This window comes from Bowmanella denitrificans (assembly GCF_002887595.1).
GTDB classification, from domain to species: Bacteria; Pseudomonadota; Gammaproteobacteria; order Enterobacterales; family Alteromonadaceae; genus Bowmanella; species Bowmanella denitrificans.
Genome location: NZ_PEBU01000002.1, coordinates 173,668 through 189,731, shown reverse-complemented (window position 1 = coordinate 189,731; position 16,064 = coordinate 173,668). Strand labels below are relative to the sequence as shown.

General features: G+C 51.8%; 14 protein-coding genes. 10 read left to right on the top strand and 4 right to left on the bottom strand.

Translation table 11 applies throughout. The annotated features are described in order from the left end of the window. Positions 1–149: 149 nt before the first annotated feature. Genes CSR04_RS04390 through sdhC form a run of 4 tightly spaced genes read right to left on the bottom strand, consistent with a single transcriptional unit; the run spans position 150 to position 3,365 of the window. The gene (locus tag CSR04_RS04390; RefSeq protein ID WP_102795043.1) at positions 150–860 is read right to left on the bottom strand and encodes a succinate dehydrogenase iron-sulfur subunit; all 711 of its coding nucleotides are present in this window, start codon (positions 858–860) and stop codon (positions 150–152) included. A gap of 16 nt (positions 861–876) precedes the next feature. Continuing rightward, a complete protein-coding gene (gene sdhA, locus CSR04_RS04385) occupies positions 877–2,649 on the bottom strand; it encodes a succinate dehydrogenase flavoprotein subunit (protein ID WP_102795042.1) in 1,773 nt (590 codons plus the stop codon). Next, the gene (gene sdhD, locus CSR04_RS04380; RefSeq protein WP_102795041.1) at positions 2,650–2,997 is read right to left on the bottom strand and encodes a succinate dehydrogenase, hydrophobic membrane anchor protein; all 348 of its coding nucleotides are present in this window, start codon (positions 2,995–2,997) and stop codon (positions 2,650–2,652) included. It abuts the gene before it with no gap. Next, entirely contained in the window at positions 2,991–3,365 is a 375-nt protein-coding gene (gene sdhC / locus CSR04_RS04375; RefSeq protein WP_102795040.1) for a succinate dehydrogenase, cytochrome b556 subunit, read from the bottom strand. The genes sdhD and sdhC overlap by 7 nt, the downstream gene beginning before the upstream one ends. 695 nt (positions 3,366–4,060) lie before the next feature. Between sdhC and CSR04_RS04370 the strand changes: the two genes are divergently transcribed. The 10 genes from CSR04_RS04370 (at position 4,061) to CSR04_RS04325 (ending at position 16,004) form a co-directional block, all read left to right on the top strand. Beyond that, positions 4,061–5,341, top strand: coding sequence for a citrate synthase (locus CSR04_RS04370; RefSeq protein ID WP_102795039.1), 1,281 nt, complete (start codon positions 4,061–4,063; stop codon positions 5,339–5,341). Between the two features lie 392 nt (positions 5,342–5,733). Beyond that, the gene (locus CSR04_RS04365; RefSeq protein ID WP_102795038.1) at positions 5,734–8,823 is read left to right on the top strand and encodes an efflux RND transporter permease subunit; all 3,090 of its coding nucleotides are present in this window, start codon (positions 5,734–5,736) and stop codon (positions 8,821–8,823) included. A gap of 1 nt (position 8,824) precedes the next feature. Then, the gene (locus CSR04_RS04360) at positions 8,825–9,874 is read left to right on the top strand and encodes an efflux RND transporter periplasmic adaptor subunit (RefSeq protein WP_102795037.1); all 1,050 of its coding nucleotides are present in this window, start codon (positions 8,825–8,827) and stop codon (positions 9,872–9,874) included. 63 nt (positions 9,875–9,937) lie between these two features. Beyond that, positions 9,938–12,391 (top strand): intermembrane phospholipid transport YdbH family protein, encoded by a 2,454-nt coding sequence (locus CSR04_RS04355; RefSeq protein ID WP_102795036.1) that lies wholly within the window; start codon positions 9,938–9,940, stop codon positions 12,389–12,391. A gap of 10 nt (positions 12,392–12,401) precedes the next feature. Next, positions 12,402–12,581 carry a YnbE family lipoprotein gene (locus CSR04_RS04350; RefSeq protein WP_102795035.1) on the top strand — a complete coding sequence of 60 codons (180 nt, stop codon included), beginning with the start codon at positions 12,402–12,404 and terminating at the stop codon, positions 12,579–12,581. A gap of 10 nt (positions 12,582–12,591) precedes the next feature. Continuing rightward, the gene (locus tag CSR04_RS04345; protein ID WP_102795034.1) at positions 12,592–12,915 is read left to right on the top strand and encodes a YdbL family probable chaperone protein; all 324 of its coding nucleotides are present in this window, start codon (positions 12,592–12,594) and stop codon (positions 12,913–12,915) included. Positions 12,916–12,987: 72 nt separating this feature from the next. Continuing rightward, complete coding sequence (locus CSR04_RS04340; RefSeq protein ID WP_102795033.1) at positions 12,988–13,731, top strand: TerC family protein; 744 nt, start codon at positions 12,988–12,990, stop codon at positions 13,729–13,731. Positions 13,732–13,741: 10 nt separating this feature from the next. Further along, on the top strand, positions 13,742–14,272 hold the full coding sequence (locus CSR04_RS04335) for a mechanosensitive ion channel domain-containing protein (RefSeq protein WP_102795032.1): 531 nt from the start codon (positions 13,742–13,744) through the stop codon (positions 14,270–14,272). Beyond that, positions 14,272–15,042, top strand: coding sequence for a type I methionyl aminopeptidase (map, locus tag CSR04_RS04330; protein ID WP_102795031.1), 771 nt, complete (start codon positions 14,272–14,274; stop codon positions 15,040–15,042). Before CSR04_RS04335 ends, map begins: the two co-directional genes overlap by 1 nt. Further along, on the top strand, positions 15,039–16,004 hold the full coding sequence (locus CSR04_RS04325; protein WP_102795030.1) for a D-cysteine desulfhydrase family protein: 966 nt from the start codon (positions 15,039–15,041) through the stop codon (positions 16,002–16,004). Before map ends, CSR04_RS04325 begins: the two co-directional genes overlap by 4 nt. Positions 16,005–16,064: the final 60 nt, after the last annotated feature.

Sequence of the window (16,064 nt, the reverse complement as noted above, 5' to 3'; positions counted from 1 at the left end):
TGCTATCGTCCCTGAGTTTACATGTCTCTTCCCGAGACGTTGGCCCGATCTCTTGCTGCAAACCGCGCCAAACAAAAAATAGCCATCCCTGACGGATGGCTATTTAGCTTCCACACAACCGAACTCCTGTCAGCAGGAAATCGGTCTAACTAAACAGCCCGTTGCAATAGCATGGATTTAATCTGACCAATGGCCTTGGTCGGATTTAATCCTTTGGGGCATACACTCACACAGTTCATAATGCCGTGGCAGCGGAATACACTGAAGGCATCATCTAAGTCATTCAAACGCTCTTCGGTAGCCGTGTCGCGACTATCGGCCAGGAAGCGGTAGGCATGCAGCAAACCAGCCGGGCCGATGAATTTGTCAGGATTCCACCAGAACGACGGACAGGATGTTGAGCAGCAGGCACACAAAATACATTCGTACAGACCGTCAAGCTTTTCACGCTCTTCGGGACTCTGCAGGAATTCACGGGCCGGTGGCTGCTTATCGTCATTGATTAAAAACGGCTTAATCTTCTCGTACTGTGTGTAAAACTGGCTCATATCAACCACCAGGTCACGCACAACGGGCAGACCAGGCAATGGACGCAGTACCAGCTTGCCTTTACCCAGTGCAGACAATGGCGTAATACAGGCCAGGCCGTTCTTACCGTTCATATTCAGGCCGTCTGAACCGCAGACCCCTTCACGGCAAGAGCGACGGAATGCAAGAGTTGGGTCCTGCTCTTTAAGCTGGATAAGTGCATCCAGCACCATCATATCCCGACCTTCTTCCACTTCCAGTTGGTAATCCTGCATCCGAGGTGCATTGTCCACATCAGGATTGTAACGATAAATTGAGAAATTCAATTTCATCTACTTCATGCTCCTCTTAGTAAGTCCTGGCTTTAGGCGGGAAGGCTTCACGTAGCTTAGGCGACATGTTCACTTCACGCTTGCTCATGGACTCTGTGTCTGGACGATAGATGGAATGGCACAACCAGTTCTCATCATCGCGGTCCGGGAAGTCGAAGCGGCTATGGGCACCACGGCTCTCGGTACGGAAGTTGGCGGCAACTGCGGTGGCATAGGCCGTTTCCATCAGGTTGTCCAACTCCAGACACTCGATACGCTGGGTATTAAAGTCGCTGCTCTTGTCATCCAGACGAGCATGTTGCAGACGCTCCCTGATTTCCTTCAGTTCAACCAGACCCTGAGCCATGGCATCCCCTTCACGGAATACAGAGAAGTTCAATTGCATGCACTTCTGCATGTCTTTACGAATTTGTACTGGATCTTCGCCTTTACCGGCTTCAGAACTTTCCCAACGATTGAAACGTGCCAGCGACGCATCCAGATCAGTTTGAGAAGCTTCACGGCTGGGGGCAATCTCATCCAGCGCTTTACCCAGGTGCAGACCGGTTGCACGACCAAATACCACCAAGTCTAGCAGTGAATTACCGCCCAGACGGTTAGCACCGTGTACGGATACACAAGCGATTTCACCACAGGCAAACAAACCGTTGACCAGTTTTTCGTTGCCATTGGCATCCAGGGTAATAGCCTGACCATCAACATTGGTGGGAATACCACCCATCATATAGTGACAGGTTGGAATAACCGGAATCGGCTCTTTAACCGGGTCGACGTGAGCAAAGGTACGGGACAGCTCCAAAATACCTGGCAGGCGTGACTCAAGCACTTCTTTACCCAGGTGATCCAGCTTAAGTTTGATATGCACACCCCAGGGACCATCACAACCGCGACCTTCGCGGATTTCGGTCATCATGGAACGGGCAACCACGTCACGGCCAGCCAGGTCTTTGGCGTTTGGCGCATAACGTTCCATAAAACGTTCACCGTCTTTGTTCAGCAGGTAACCGCCTTCACCACGGCAACCTTCGGTAACCAATACACCAGCACCAGCGATACCGGTGGGGTGGAATTGCCACATTTCCATATCTTGCAGAGCAACACCAGCACGCAGGGCCATGCCCACGCCATCACCAGTATTGATATGGGCGTTCGTGGTAGAGGCGTAAATACGGCCCGCACCACCGGTGGCCAATACTACGGCTTTGGATTTGAAGTACACCACCTGGCCAGTTTCGATATCAATGGCGGTACAGCCCACCACATCACCGTCCTGGTTTTTCACCAGATCCAGGGCATACCATTCACTGAACACCTTGGTTTTGTTCTTTACGTTCTGCTGATACAGCAGGTGCAACAGAGCGTGACCGGTACGGTCAGCCGCTGCGGCCGTACGTGCGCCCTGCTCGCCACCAAAGTTTTTGGACTGGCCGCCGAACGGACGCTGATAAATCTTACCGTTTTCAAAACGTGAAAAAGGCAGACCCATATTTTCCAGCTCAATAATGGCTTCGGGGCCTGTCTTACACATATATTCGATGGCGTCCTGGTCACCGATATAATCGGAGCCTTTCACCGTGTCATACATATGCCATTCCCAGTTGTCATCATGGGCATTGCCCAGTGCAACCGTAATACCGCCCTGAGCGGACACGGTGTGGGAACGGGTTGGAAACACTTTGGACAGCAAGGCACAGGACTTGCCGGACTGGGAAATCTGCAGGGCGGCACGCATGCCTGCGCCACCGGCGCCGATTACCACTGCATCAAATTCATGTACTGGAATAGTCACTTACACACCCCACAATACGAACAGACCTACGGCAACGTAGGCAAAAGCCAACAAATTCAACAGGAACTGAATAGTACCGCGCAAGGCTGGAGCCTTAACGTAGTCGGTCAGAACCTGCCACAGGCCGATGCGTACGTGGATCATGATGGAAACCAGCGCCGCCAGGGTAAAGACCTTCATCCCCAGTCCGGCAAACAGGTTATGCCATACATCATAGGTAATCTGTGGCGTTGCAATAAAGAACCACGCCATATAAAGGAAGAACGCGGCAATAATAGCGGCGGTTGTGCGCAGGGAAAGATAATCCTGCACCCCGTTTCGTTTAAGACTTGCCTGATTGGTTACCATAGTACTACTCCCACCAAGATTGTCAGAACAATCCAAAGTGCAATCACCGCTTTAGCGCTGGCGTTACCGGATTGCAGTTCTTCCCAGTGCCCCATATCCATCACCACGTGGCGCAAGCCACCCAGAAGATGATAAATGAAGGCAGAAATAGTGCCGATGGCAATCAGCTTACCCAACACGCCATTCATGCATTCCACCACACAGTCGAAACCTTCTGCAGATGTCAGGGATACCGCCCAAGCCGAGATCACGAAAATCAGGGCAAAGAACATGGCAACACCTGTTACCCGATGCAAAATAGAAACAATGGCAGATGGAGGAAAACTAATCGTATTGAGTTGTAAATTTACTGGTCTTTGTTTTTTCACGATTTGTTGCCCGTTACACCCCCGGAAGGGTTGAGTTCTTCGTCGCTAATTCTGCCTTGCGCAAAATTAACCGTCTCAAGATTCAAGCTGTCTTTTTGTATGACGGGGTGTCGCACCAAATTTGTTAAAAAAATGCTACAAACACCGCTACTTAAACGTCGCAAAGTATATCCAGCCCGCGCCATAATTACAATTTTTGTTACGCCCTAACGTCTTGTTTGGATTTTGATTATTTCCTGTTCAATAGATTAATGCGGACTAAGTCATAGCCAATTAACCCAATGCCCAGGAAATCCACCCTGCAAGTTTTCAAGGGGCCTTTCAGACAAGCCACATGCCATCTCAGTACACTGGAACACCCCAGAGTTTTGCCACATAAAACAAACCCAATAGTTTGCCAACCAACCGCACTGGCGCATAAACTTGACTGGCGCTGCTGATATTCGAATGACGCCAACAGCGTTGCAGCTAGGTTATGGCGACAATCTGCCGATGACCACTAAACTTTAGTTGAATAGATATCGACCATAAACGCATTAAAATTGACTTGTCACGCTAATATCAGTACAAATAGCGGCACTTTTTAAACGCCTGTGTGAACTTTCCGCTCTTTAATCCGGCTGTCACCGTCCTGCGTATCAGTCAGGGAAAGTTCCAACACACCACCACAGAAGCAATCTGAAGGAGAGCATCTTATGGCAGATCAAAAGGCCATCTTGAAGGTAGGCGACAAGGAAATCGAACTCCCTATTCTATCCGGAACAGCAGGCCATGATGTGATCGATGTTCGGTCATTGGGCGCCAATGGTTACTTCACTTTTGACCCTGGTTTTATGGCAACCGGTTCTTGCGAATCGTCCATCACTTATATAGATGGCGAGAAAGGCGTCCTGTTGCACCGCGGTTATTCTATTGAAGACCTGGCACGTGATGCCGACTATCTGGAAGTCTGCTACATGCTGCTACACGGTGAAGCGCCAGATGCAGAGCAGTATGCTCAGTTCAAAAATACCATTACCCGTCACACTATGGTGCATGACCAGGTAAACAACTTCTTCCGCGGTTTCCGTCGCGACGCGCATCCTATGGCGATGTTGTGCGGTACCGTGGGTGCCATGTCGTCCTTCTACCATGACGACCTGGATATTTCCGATGCGGAACAACGTTTGCGTAGTGGTTATCGTCTGGTGGCCAAGATGCCGACCCTGGTAGCCATGTGCTACAAGTACAACATCGGTCAGCCCTTTGTTTATCCGCGCAATGACCTGTCGTTCGCGGCCAACTTCCTGAATATGATGTTCTCGGTTCCGGCCGAACCTTATCAGGCCAGTGCTGCCGTGGTACGCGCCATGGATCGTATTTTCACCTTGCATGCAGACCACGAACAAAATGCCTCCACCAGTACCGTGCGTCTGGCCGGTTCTTCTGGTGCCAACCCTTATGCTTGTATTGCAGCGGGTGTGGCCTCATTGTGGGGCCCTGCACATGGTGGAGCCAACGAAGCCTGCCTGACCATGCTGGAAGAAATCGGTTCAGTGGATCGAATTCCTGAGTTTATCGAGCGCGCCAAGGACAAGAACGATCCGTTCCGTCTGATGGGTTTCGGTCACCGCGTGTACAAAAATTACGACCCGCGTGCAACGGTTATGCGTGAAAGCTGCCACGAAGTACTGGCCGAGCTGAACATTCAGGATCCGTTGTTGGATGTGGCCATGGAACTGGAGCGCATTGCGCTGTCAGACCCTTACTTTAAAGACAAGAAGCTGTTCCCCAATGTGGACTTCTACTCTGGCATCATTTTGAAAGCCATTGGTATTCCAACCAACATGTTCACCTGTATTTTTGCCTTGGCGCGCACTGTGGGCTGGATCTCACACTGGCATGAAATGCTCAGCCAGCCAGGTCAGAAAATCGGTCGTCCACGTCAGTTGTACACCGGCCATGATGCCCGTAAATATCAGCCGCTGAAAAAATAATCAGTGCCTGACTTTAAAAAACCGCCATCCGGCGGTTTTTTTGTTATCTGAGCGGCCGCCAGTTAGTTTACTTGAGATTGGTGGCCTGCCGCTGTTGGGCTAAAGCCCAACCCACAGTGGGTCGGAATTCATTCCGACGTCCTTCTCGTCTCACGCCTCACGCCTCACGCCTCACGCCTCACGCCTCACGCCTCACGCCTCACGCCTCACGCCTCACGCCTCACGCCCATCAATTGTAACCAATCATCCCGGCAGATATTGCAACCTGTAACAAAGCATTAACAGCACAAGTTTTTATCGCAACAACCCGCAATTGGTCGCAACAGCCATAGCCTGAAACTAAGCAAGCTCTAGGCTTAGCGGAACACCTTGTCTTGCACCCGATAAAAACAATGAATCTGACCCGAACCAGCGTAAAAAATCCGGCAGCCGTGCTGGTACTGGCAGCCTTACTCTGCCTGTTTGGCCTGCTGGCTGCCCTAAAACTGCCCATACAGCTAACACCCGACATAGAACAGCCGCAAATCAGCATAGGCACGGGATGGCGCTCCGCCGCACCGGAAGAAATGGAATCGGTGATAATTGAACCTTTGGAAAACGCCGTCAAAAATGCGCCTGGGGTGATTGATGTGACCACCAGTGTCCAGCGCGGCTTTGGCAATATCACCTTAACCTACGATGTCGGTACAGATATGCAGCGGGCCATGCTGGAGGTGATCAACCGGCTTAATCAGGCACCGCCGCTGCCGTTGGATGCCTTTGAACCTGTTGTCTCAGCCGGTGGCGGGCAAAATGGTCCGAATGCCGCATCCTTACTGGTGCGCACGGCACCAGGCAATGACGCCGAAGATATCTCCCAGTACCAGCAGTTTATTGAAGATGTGGTAGAGCCGCGTCTGGCCCGCATTCCCGGCGTCGCCCAGGTAAATCTTAACAGTCAACGTCCCAGGGAGCTGCGTATCAGCTTTGATCCCTACAAAGCGGCAGCACTGGGGATTGCCATAGGCGATATTAGTCGGGCCGTGGCCCGCTCCACCGATGTGTCTGGTGGTTTTGCTGATGTGGGAAGACGCCAGTACACCATACGTTTTGCCGGTCAGTATCAGGTCAGCGACTTAGGTAACATGATCCTGGCCTATCGTAATGAACGGCCGGTCTATCTAAGTGATATTGCCAGCATCGAAGACACCCTGGTAGACAGGTTTGGCTTTACGCTTAGAAACGGCGCGCCAGCCTACTATATCACTATCAGCCGAGACAGCGATGCCAACACGGTCGCGCTACTGGACAATATCAATCTGGCCATTGATGAACTCAATGCTGGCCCGTTGGCCGAGCAGGGATTGATGATCGATCTGAGTTTTGACTCCTCAGTACATATTCGCAATGCTCTGATTCTGGTCAAGAGCAATCTCGGCCTTGGGGTTTTGTTGGCTTTGGCAATACTTTGGTATTTCCTGCGCGGCTGGCGGGCCACCCTGATCATTGCCCTGACTATCCCGTTTTCCATTATGGTGGCGTTTCTGGCCCTTGGTCTGCTGAATCGCTCTTTAAACGTAATATCCCTGGCAGGCATTGCTTTTGCGGTGGGGCTGGTTTTAGATGCCGCCATCATAGTGCAGGAAAATATTGTCAGGCTGCGCACCGAAGGCCTGGACAGTAAAAAGGCGGTACTGCGCGGCGCCGGGCAAGTCACCGGCGCGCTGTTTGCCTCCACAGCCACCAGCGTGGCCATCTTTCTGCCTATCCTGTTTATGCAGGGAGTGGAAGGACAATTGTTTTCCGACCTGGCCCTGACCTTGTCGGTATCTGTGATGGCCTCCATGCTGGGGGCTATCACAGTGCTTCCGCTGGCCAGCCACTACCTGCTTCGCGATTTGCCAGCGCAGGATAACCTGGCAAATTTGTGGCAGAAACTAAGCAACATGGTCATGCGTCTTACCAGCCATCAGGGCAAGCGACTAGCCTGGATTGGCGGCTTACTGGGCGTATCACTGGTGATAACGCTAAGTTTGCTCCCCAGAACCGACTTTATGCCACGCGCTCCCATTGATGGTTTCTTCTACGCCTTTAACCTGCCACCGGGCGGCAGTCTGAGTTTTCTGGAGGAAGAGCTGGCCAACCGGGTTAAACAGCGCCTGGCACCTTATCTGCAAGGAAGCAAACAACCCAAAATAAAGAGCTATAACTTCTATACCTTTGGCCCCAGCGCCAGTGGTGGTTTTGTGTATGCCGACGACCCAACTCAGGTAGAAGAACTGATGCAGGTGGTCAGAACCCAGGTGCTTAACGATTTACCCGATACCCAGGTATTTATGTTCCGTGGTTCGATGATTAACGTGCAGGGTGGCGGTAACGGCCGTTCAATAAATATCGATCTGCAGGGACCGGATGTGGAAGCCCTGATGAACGCGGCCCAGACCGGCCTTGCCGTCATCAATCAACATATGCCTGGGGTGAGTGCCCAGCCGGTGCCAGGTTTAATGCTGGCGGAACCCGAACTGCGCCTGCTACCGGATGACCGGCGTATTGCGCAGGCCGGGCTGGATCGCGGTGATGTGGCCAACATGGTCAGAGCCTTAAGCGGTGGATTGTTTATCGCTGAGTATTTCGACGGCAACGACAGGATGAACCTTATTTTGCGGGGTGACAAATGGCAGACACCAGACGAGTTATCAGCCATGCCAGTACACACGCCAAGAGCCGGGCTGCAAACCCTGGGCGAACTGGCGCAGGTACAAAGAACGGTCGGACCGACACAACTGCGTCGGGTAAATGGCAAGCGTACCGTCAGTATTATTCTGAATCCGCCGGAGAATCTGTCTCTGCAAGACGCCATGCAGCAACTGGACGAACATGTGTTGCCCGTTATTCGTCAGGCACTGCCACTGGATGCCAGCATACAGATCAGCGGCAATGCCAATGATATGCAGCAGGCCATCGCGGATATGGGCAAAAATTTCCTGCTCGCCATAGTGATCCTGTTCCTGCTGATGACCGCATTATTCCGCTCGGCTTATGACAGCCTGCTGGTACTGACGGTCATGCCGCTGGCAGTGGCGGGCGGGGTACTGGCACTGTGGCTGCTGAATCTGTTCACCTTCCAGTCATTGGATCTGCTGACCATGATTGGCTTTATTATTCTGCTCGGTCTGGTGGTCAATAATGCCATCTTACTGGTAGATCAGACCCGTTATGGTCAGCGTCAGGGCCTGCCCCTGACCGATGCAGTAGCGCAGGCCGTGCAAATCCGCGCTCGCCCGGTGTACATGAGTACCTTAACCAGCTTATTCGGCATGCTGCCATTGATGCTGGTGCCCGGGGTCGGCTCGGAGATTTACCGGGGCCTCGCCACTGTTATCGTCGGCGGCATGGCCTTTAGTGCCCTGTTTACTCTGATTTTACTGCCGGCATTACTGCAACTTGGACAGGGGCAGCGCCAATCCCAACTTGACACCGTACAGCTTATTCAGGAGTCCTGATATGAAATTCCAGTCCACCTTAGTTACCCTTGTCCTGCTGAGCTGCCAAGGCGCCTTCGCTAATGAGCCACCACCGAGCCCGGTCAGGGTTGATGAGGTTAAGCAAAGTGAATTTGCTCCAACCGTGGAATTGGTTGGCAGTATTTTCAGCCGCCACAATGTCAAACTGACCGCCGGGGTGGCAGGTCGCCTGGAATGGGTGGCAGAACCTGGCAGCGTATTGGCCAAGGGCGAAACGGTCGCGCAGATCGATCCCCTGCCCTTACGCTTGCAACAGGCCGAACAACAAGCGCAAATCAAACGCGCCACAATTAACCTGCATTACCTGCAGCGTGAACTGCAGCGTCTTCAGGAGCTACGTCAGACCAATAGCGCGTCGGCCTTTCAATTGGATCAAACTCAGTCCCAGTTCGAATTGGCTCAGGCTGACCTGGAAATTGCCAAACTACGCCTGGCGCAGATTGACGATCAGTTGTCCCGCACTAAAGTACCCGCGCCTTTTCAGGGGGTAGTCACAGACAGGCTGCGTGAAGCCGGTGGTGATGTCAATCGCAGCGAAGAACTGGTGACCATGCTGGATACCGAAAACCTGGAAGCGCGTATTTTTGTACCGGTTAAATACCTGGCATTTTTGCGCCAGAGTAAGTCGATTGTGCTCAAAGCCGGTGAACAACAGGTGGAAGCCTGGGTTAAGGCCATTATTCCCGCTGCTGATATGCAATCGCAGTCCTTTGAGTTACGCGTCAGTTTACCGGAACAAGCCAGTGAAACCTGGACCGCCGGACAACTGGTGACCGCCACCGTCCCCATACAATCACCCAGCCTGGCCCTTACCGTGCACCGCGACGCCCTGATCCTGCGTCGGGATGGCACTTATGTGGTGCGTATCGATAAAGAAAACCGTGCGCACCGGGAAAAGATCGAAGTTGGTCAGGGCCAGAAAGAATGGGTCAGTATCAAACAGGGGCAACTAAAAGCCGGGGATAAAGTAGCCATACGCGGCGCAGAGCGCCTGCGCGACGGACAGCAGGTGCAAATCACCCAATCCTGATTCTCAAGGCTGGCTATTTTGCGCTAAGCTAATGGCCTTTGTGCGCAGTAAAACAGGGACTTGATGAAAACGGCGCTGAATGTTGTTGTCTGGACATTATTGGCACTGCTTGTCTGTGTGGCGGGACTTTGGTGGTTTCGCCAGCCTTTGGCCTTACAGCTGGCCAATCACTATCTGGCCCCCCATAAAGTACAGCTAAGCTGCCTGCAATGGGATTTACACCTGCAAACCAATCTGGATTGGCAGGTTTCGGCCCGCAGTGTATGTGTTCAAGGTCCGGGCTTTCGCGCCGAAGCGGCAAATGCACTATTCGATTTGTCTCAGTTGCAGGTGGCCAGCCTGCAACTTGTGCACCAGCCAGACAATGCCGCCACCCACAGTAAGGAAAATCAACCTGTCAGCTGGCAGCTCCCTGACTTGCCAGCGATTAGCATCGATAAGTTACAACTGCAAAGCCCGTTGCTTCGCCAACCTTTGGAAATGGCCGTTCGCTATCAACAGGGCAATCTGCAATTAAACGGCCCATGGCAGGCAGATATTGCCCTTAAAGACAACCAAGCCGAGTTACAACTGAATTGGAAACTGGCAGATTTAGCCAACTATTTACGCTTACCAGAAGCGCTGCCCGCAGCGCTGCTCGACAGTCCCATACACACACAGGCCAGTTTTGATGGCCAGAACCTGGTTGCCACCAACCAAATAGCAACGCAGTTCTCCTACCCTATAGAGGCGTTGGAATGTCAGATGCCAATTACTGTAACGGGTGAACTGGCCTTACGCCTGGATACCACGATTCTGCAAGCCGATGTGGACCTCAGTGCCCTGCCAATTAAGCTGGATTTAAAGCACTGCCCAATACCCAATCCAGCGGCAGAACTGTATAAGCCTGCACAAATAACAATTAACTTGCCAGACATCGCCAAAGTTAGCCTGCAAAGCCTGAAGCTAGCCAGTGCAGAGGTGCAATTCACCGGTAAAACGCAGGGCCTGCTGACGTTAAATCATATTGATTGGCAGACAGGTAAGCCGCTGACCGCCAGTTATCAGCTTAACAGCATACTGGTACCGGCCCAGCCCTCAGAGCAGTGGTTCCCGCTGGCCCTGCAGGGTATAGGGCAAATTCACCTGAGCGTGGATAGCCAGACACCAGACTATCAGCTGTCAGGACAGGAATGGCAACTGAGTGCAGATAGTTGGCGTGTCGCGGATTGGCAGGCCGACAAGCTTCAGCTCAACAGCCAATTCACGCTGGATAGCAAGGCGGGCCTGCAGGCCGAACTGAAGGTTAAGGCGGCACAGGCTTTGAATAAAGATATCCGGCTGGGCGCAATAAAAACCACAATTAGTCTGGCATCACAAGATCTCAAAAATGTCACAGGCAAAACGGATTTGAGTCTGGATAATCTGGCAAGCCCAGATGGCAAAATTACTGGCCTGATGCACCAGCATCAGTTCAATGTTCAGCAAGGGCTGGTCACAATCCTTGGTAACACTAATCTGAAAAAACTGGATGTCCAAAAATGGCAGCTTAATGAGCTGGCTTTCAAACATGAATTGTTCATGCCTTTAAGCGAGCCGTTGCAGGGCCGCTCAGTACATCAATGGCAACTGCCCTCGGGTCTGCATGGCCAGGTTAATCAGGAGCAGAACAGGTTTAATCTGACCCTGCCTGCGCAAAGCAGCAATAAATTCACCCCGTTGCTTAAACCGCTGCTGCCACAATTGGCCTTGACGGCCGGTCAATTGGCCGCCAGCGCCGAGTATGCGCTGGACACAGGTAAACTGAATGCCAATATTGACGTTTCAACCTTATCACTTAGCTATCAGGACTATCAGGTTGAAAATATCAGTGTTAACAGCGACATCAGTTGGTATTCAGGTAACCTTCATCTGGCCCCCGCTACTCTGAGCATCAAGTCGGTAAATGTGGGCCTGCCCATTACAGATATCAGCACCCAACTTGGCACAGATGCCAATGGACCGGTGCTAAGCGGATTAAATGGCAAATTGCTAAGTGGCGAATTTTCCCTGCCGCAGCTGCGCCTGGATAACAAGCCACAGCAAATGACACTGGCGCTACGCCATCTTGATGCCGGTGAACTGGCTAAACTGGGCAAAGATTCAGGCATAGAAGTGCGTGGCAAGGTGGGAGCTGATGTCCCCATCAAACTGGATGGCAAACTGGTAGAAGTAAAAGACGGCAAGCTATATAACGAAGGTCCGGCTAAATTGCTGATTTATGACAACGCAGCCTTTGACAGCCTGCTGGCCAGTCAGCCCAACCTGGCCCCCAGTTTATCGGCATTGAAGAACATGGATATTTCGTCACTGACCAGTACAGTGAACCTGAAACCTGATGGTTGGTTACTTTTAGATATGAAGATAAAGGGCCACAATCCTGGCAAGAAACAGGATGTAAATTTTAACTATACCCATGAAGAGAACCTCTTTACCCTGTTAAGGGCCCTGCAGTTAGGGGATGAGGTACAGAAAAAAGTGCAAGAAAAAGTCAAATGAGGAAAACGCTGTGAGAAGCCTATTGTTACTGTCAGCCTTGCTATCACTTGGCGCCTGCACCCACAGGGTACAGGTGGAAACCAAGGAACCTATTACCATCAATCTTAATGTCAAGGTCGACCATGAGATCCGCGTTAAGGTTGATAAAGAGCTGGACAGCCTGTTCAGCGAAGACAGCGAATTATTCTAAGGAGATTCTGATGAAAAACAGACTATTATCTGCCCTGTTCGCGCTGCCCCTGTTGCTGAGCTTACCAGCCCTGGCCATAGAGCTGGACGAAGCTAAAGACAAGGGCCTGGTGGGTGAACAAACCGACGGCTACCTGGGAATAGTCAAAAGTGCCCCGCAAGTGCCTGAGCTGGTGCAGGATGTCAACAGCAAACGCAAAGCCAAGTATCAGGAGCTGGCGCAAAAAAATGGCATTGCCCTTTCACAAGTGGAAGCCCTGGCCGGTAAAAAAGCCGTTGAAAAAACTCAACCTGGGCATTACATATTGCTTGATGGTCAATGGGTTAAGAAATAATCCAAGACATTTTTCCTAACGCCACGTCAGCCCGGCCAGTTATACTGGCCGTGTTTTTTTGCAGGAGCCACTATGTTTGAATGGATCGCCAGCCCCGAAGCCTGGATTGCCCTGGGCACCCTGATGGCCCTGGAAATCGTCCTTGGCATCGACAATATCATTTTTATTTCCATTCTGGTCGGCAGATTACCCCCAGAGCAACGAGACAAAGCACGTAAGCTGGGCATCGCCCTGGCAATGCTGACCCGCCTGGCGCTGCTGTTTTCCATTACCTGGGTGATGGGCCTGACCAACGCCTGGTTCAGTGTTCTGGGCAATGAGATTTCCGGACGGGATGTGATTTTAATTTTAGGTGGCCTGTTCCTGCTGGCAAAATCCACCCATGAAATTCACAACAGTCTGGAAGGGGATGCACAAGAGGGACAAGGCAGTGCCGCTGCCAGTTTTGGCGCCATTTTGGTACAAATTGCCATTTTGGATCTGGTGTTTTCGCTGGACTCGGTGATCACCGCCGTGGGCCTGGTGTCTCACCTGTCCATTATGGTGATTGCCGTGGTGGCCTCGGTTTTGGTCATGTTGTTTGCTGCCAAATCCATCGGTGAGTTTGTCGACGCCCACCCCACCATTAAAATGCTGGCACTCTCTTTCCTGATAATGGTGGGCTTTACCCTGGTTATCGAAGGATTCGATGTGCATGTGCCAAAAGGGTATATCTACTTCGCCATGGCATTTTCGGTGGCAGTGGAAGTGCTGAATATTCGGATACGCAAGCGCCAGCAGGCTAACAAAGTAAAACTTAATAAATCAATCAGCTAACGGGAAGCCGATGCAAACCAAATTTTTAATACTGTTGTTGTTACTGGTGCTGTTTTTTGTCAGCCGCGCCGGTATTCAGTTATTTATCCAAAAAGTGGTGGAAATGAAAGATGCCCCACTGACCCGCAAGGCCATGATTAAGAAGTTTCTGAACACCGCTCATCTGGCGGTGTTCCTGTTTGCAGCGTTGGTGACCATGGGCATTGATTATGCCAATCTGATGGTGTTTTTATCCTCCACCTTCGCCATCCTGGGCGTGGCGCTGGTTGCCCAGTGGTCGATTCTGGCCAATATCACCGCCGGCATTCTGATCTTCTTCAATTTCCCCTATCGGGTTGGCGACCGCATTATGATCGTCAATAAAGATTTTGATATGTCGGGCGTAATTGAGGAAATTACCACCTTTCATGTACTGATTCGCCGCGACCAGGGTGAGCTGATTACCTACCCCAACAGCCTGATTTTACAAACCCCGGTGATTAAACTGCCCGAACACGCCAAATCTTTACCGCAAAAAGCCGAGCAACTGGAGTCTGATTAATGTCAATCGTTCTGAAAACCCCGGAACAACTTGAACTGATGCGCCACTCTGGCCAGCTTCTGGCGGGCGTATTTGCGATGCTGGATGATTATGTGCAGGCCGGGATCAGTACCATGGACATCAACAATAAAGTCGAAGACTTTATTATTAATGAACTAAAGGCACGCCCGGCCAGTAAAGGCCAGTATGACTATCCCTATGTTCTGAACTGCTCTATCAATGAGGTCGTTTGCCATGGTATGCCCAAGGCCACGCAGAAGCTGAAAAAGGGCGACATTGTTAATCTGGATATCACCCTGGAGAAAAATGGTTTTGTGGCCGATTCCAGTAAGATGTATATGATTGGTCAGGTTACCCCATTGGCAAAGCGTTTGGTGGAAACCACCTATCAGGCCATGTGGGCCGGTATTCACACTGTCAAACCCGGTGCGACTCTGGGCGATGTTGGTCACGCCATTCAGAAAACAGCCGAAGCGGCAGGTTATTCCGTGGTGCGGGACTATTGTGGCCATGGCATTGGCGAAGAAATGCATGAAGGACCACAGGTGCTGCATTATGGCGAGCCTGGAACCGGGGTTGAATTGGTGCCGGGCATGACCTTTACCATTGAGCCGATGATCAATCAGGGCGGTTATCGCACCAAAACCAAAAAAGATGGCTGGACGGTGGTGACCCGTGACGGCAAGTTGTCTGCCCAGTGGGAGCATACTGTAGCCGTCACCGACAGCGGCGTGGAAATACTAACCTTGCGAGCGGAGGAACAACCATGAGTCTGGAAAACCGGCTGGAACTGGCCACCCTGCCTACCCCACTTCAGCCCATGCAGAATCTGTCTGACAAGTTAGGCGGGCCTGAACTTTGGATCAAGCGTGATGATCTTACCGGTCTGGCGCTGGGCGGCAATAAGACCCGCAAGCTGGAGTACATGCTGTTTGAAGCGCTGCAACAAGGTGCGGATTGCATTATCACAGCAGGCGCCATTCAGTCCAATCACTGCCGACAAACCGCCGCCGCGGCAGCGATGCTGGAGCTGGAATGTCATCTGGTGCTGGGCGGCCATGAACCTGGCTCCTGTAACGGCAATCTGCTGCTGGATAAATTGCTGGGCGCCCAAATTCACTGGGCAGGTGATCATCGTAAAGGTGAAGATATTCCGTTGTTGGTGGAAAAACTTCAGGCCCAGGGCAAAAAGCCTTATGTCGTGCCTTACGGCGGTTCCAATCTGCTGGGTGCCCTGGGCTATGCCAATGCCGTACTGGAGTTGGTAAAACAAAGCGAAACCCGTTTTACCCATATTGTCTTCGCTTCCGCGTCCGGCGGCACCCACGCCGGGATTTTGGCTGGCGCCCGGTTGGTAGGCTTAACGGCTCAGGTGCTGGGTATTCGTATTGATAAACTGGACGCCCCGGACCAGCCATTTGCTGACAAGGTCTTGAAGCTGGCCAATGAGGTTGCGGCGGATTTGGCCCTGGAAGCTTTTAGCAAAGAGGATGTGTTGTTAAGTGAGGATTATCTGGGGGGCGGCTATGCGGTCATTGGTGATGCTGAACGTCAGGCCATTACCACCTTAGCGAAAAATGAAGCCATATTGCTGGACCCGGTTTACACAGGACGCGCCATGGCGGGATTGCTGGATTTAATTAACAAAGGGTACTTCCACGCAGACGACAAAGTGTTGTTCTGGCATACCGGTGGGGCACCAGCCCTATTCGCATACGCCGATGCACTTTAGCCGTTTTGTCGAACTGAAGTTCGACCTACTGTGTTTGCTAACATAACGGTGTGCTGGTGA

What these genes read in the sequence shown, in the direction of transcription:
- CSR04_RS04390 (WP_102795043.1), bottom strand. Translation starts at nt 860, where the DNA reads ATGAAATTGAATTTCTCAATTTATCGTTACAATCCTGATGTGGACAAT.
- sdhD (WP_102795041.1), bottom strand. Translation starts at nt 2,997, where the DNA reads ATGGTAACCAATCAGGCAAGTCTTAAACGAAACGGGGTGCAGGATTAT.
- CSR04_RS04370 (WP_102795039.1), top strand. Translation starts at nt 4,061, where the DNA reads ATGGCAGATCAAAAGGCCATCTTGAAGGTAGGCGACAAGGAAATCGAA.
- CSR04_RS04365 (WP_102795038.1), top strand. Translation starts at nt 5,734, where the DNA reads ATGAATCTGACCCGAACCAGCGTAAAAAATCCGGCAGCCGTGCTGGTA.
- CSR04_RS04360 (WP_102795037.1), top strand. Translation starts at nt 8,825, where the DNA reads ATGAAATTCCAGTCCACCTTAGTTACCCTTGTCCTGCTGAGCTGCCAA.
- CSR04_RS04355 (WP_102795036.1), top strand. Translation starts at nt 9,938, where the DNA reads ATGAAAACGGCGCTGAATGTTGTTGTCTGGACATTATTGGCACTGCTT.
- CSR04_RS04345 (WP_102795034.1), top strand. Translation starts at nt 12,592, where the DNA reads ATGAAAAACAGACTATTATCTGCCCTGTTCGCGCTGCCCCTGTTGCTG.
- CSR04_RS04340 (WP_102795033.1), top strand. Translation starts at nt 12,988, where the DNA reads ATGTTTGAATGGATCGCCAGCCCCGAAGCCTGGATTGCCCTGGGCACC.
- CSR04_RS04335 (WP_102795032.1), top strand. Translation starts at nt 13,742, where the DNA reads ATGCAAACCAAATTTTTAATACTGTTGTTGTTACTGGTGCTGTTTTTT.
- map (WP_102795031.1), top strand. Translation starts at nt 14,272, where the DNA reads ATGTCAATCGTTCTGAAAACCCCGGAACAACTTGAACTGATGCGCCAC.
- CSR04_RS04325 (WP_102795030.1), top strand. Translation starts at nt 15,039, where the DNA reads ATGAGTCTGGAAAACCGGCTGGAACTGGCCACCCTGCCTACCCCACTT.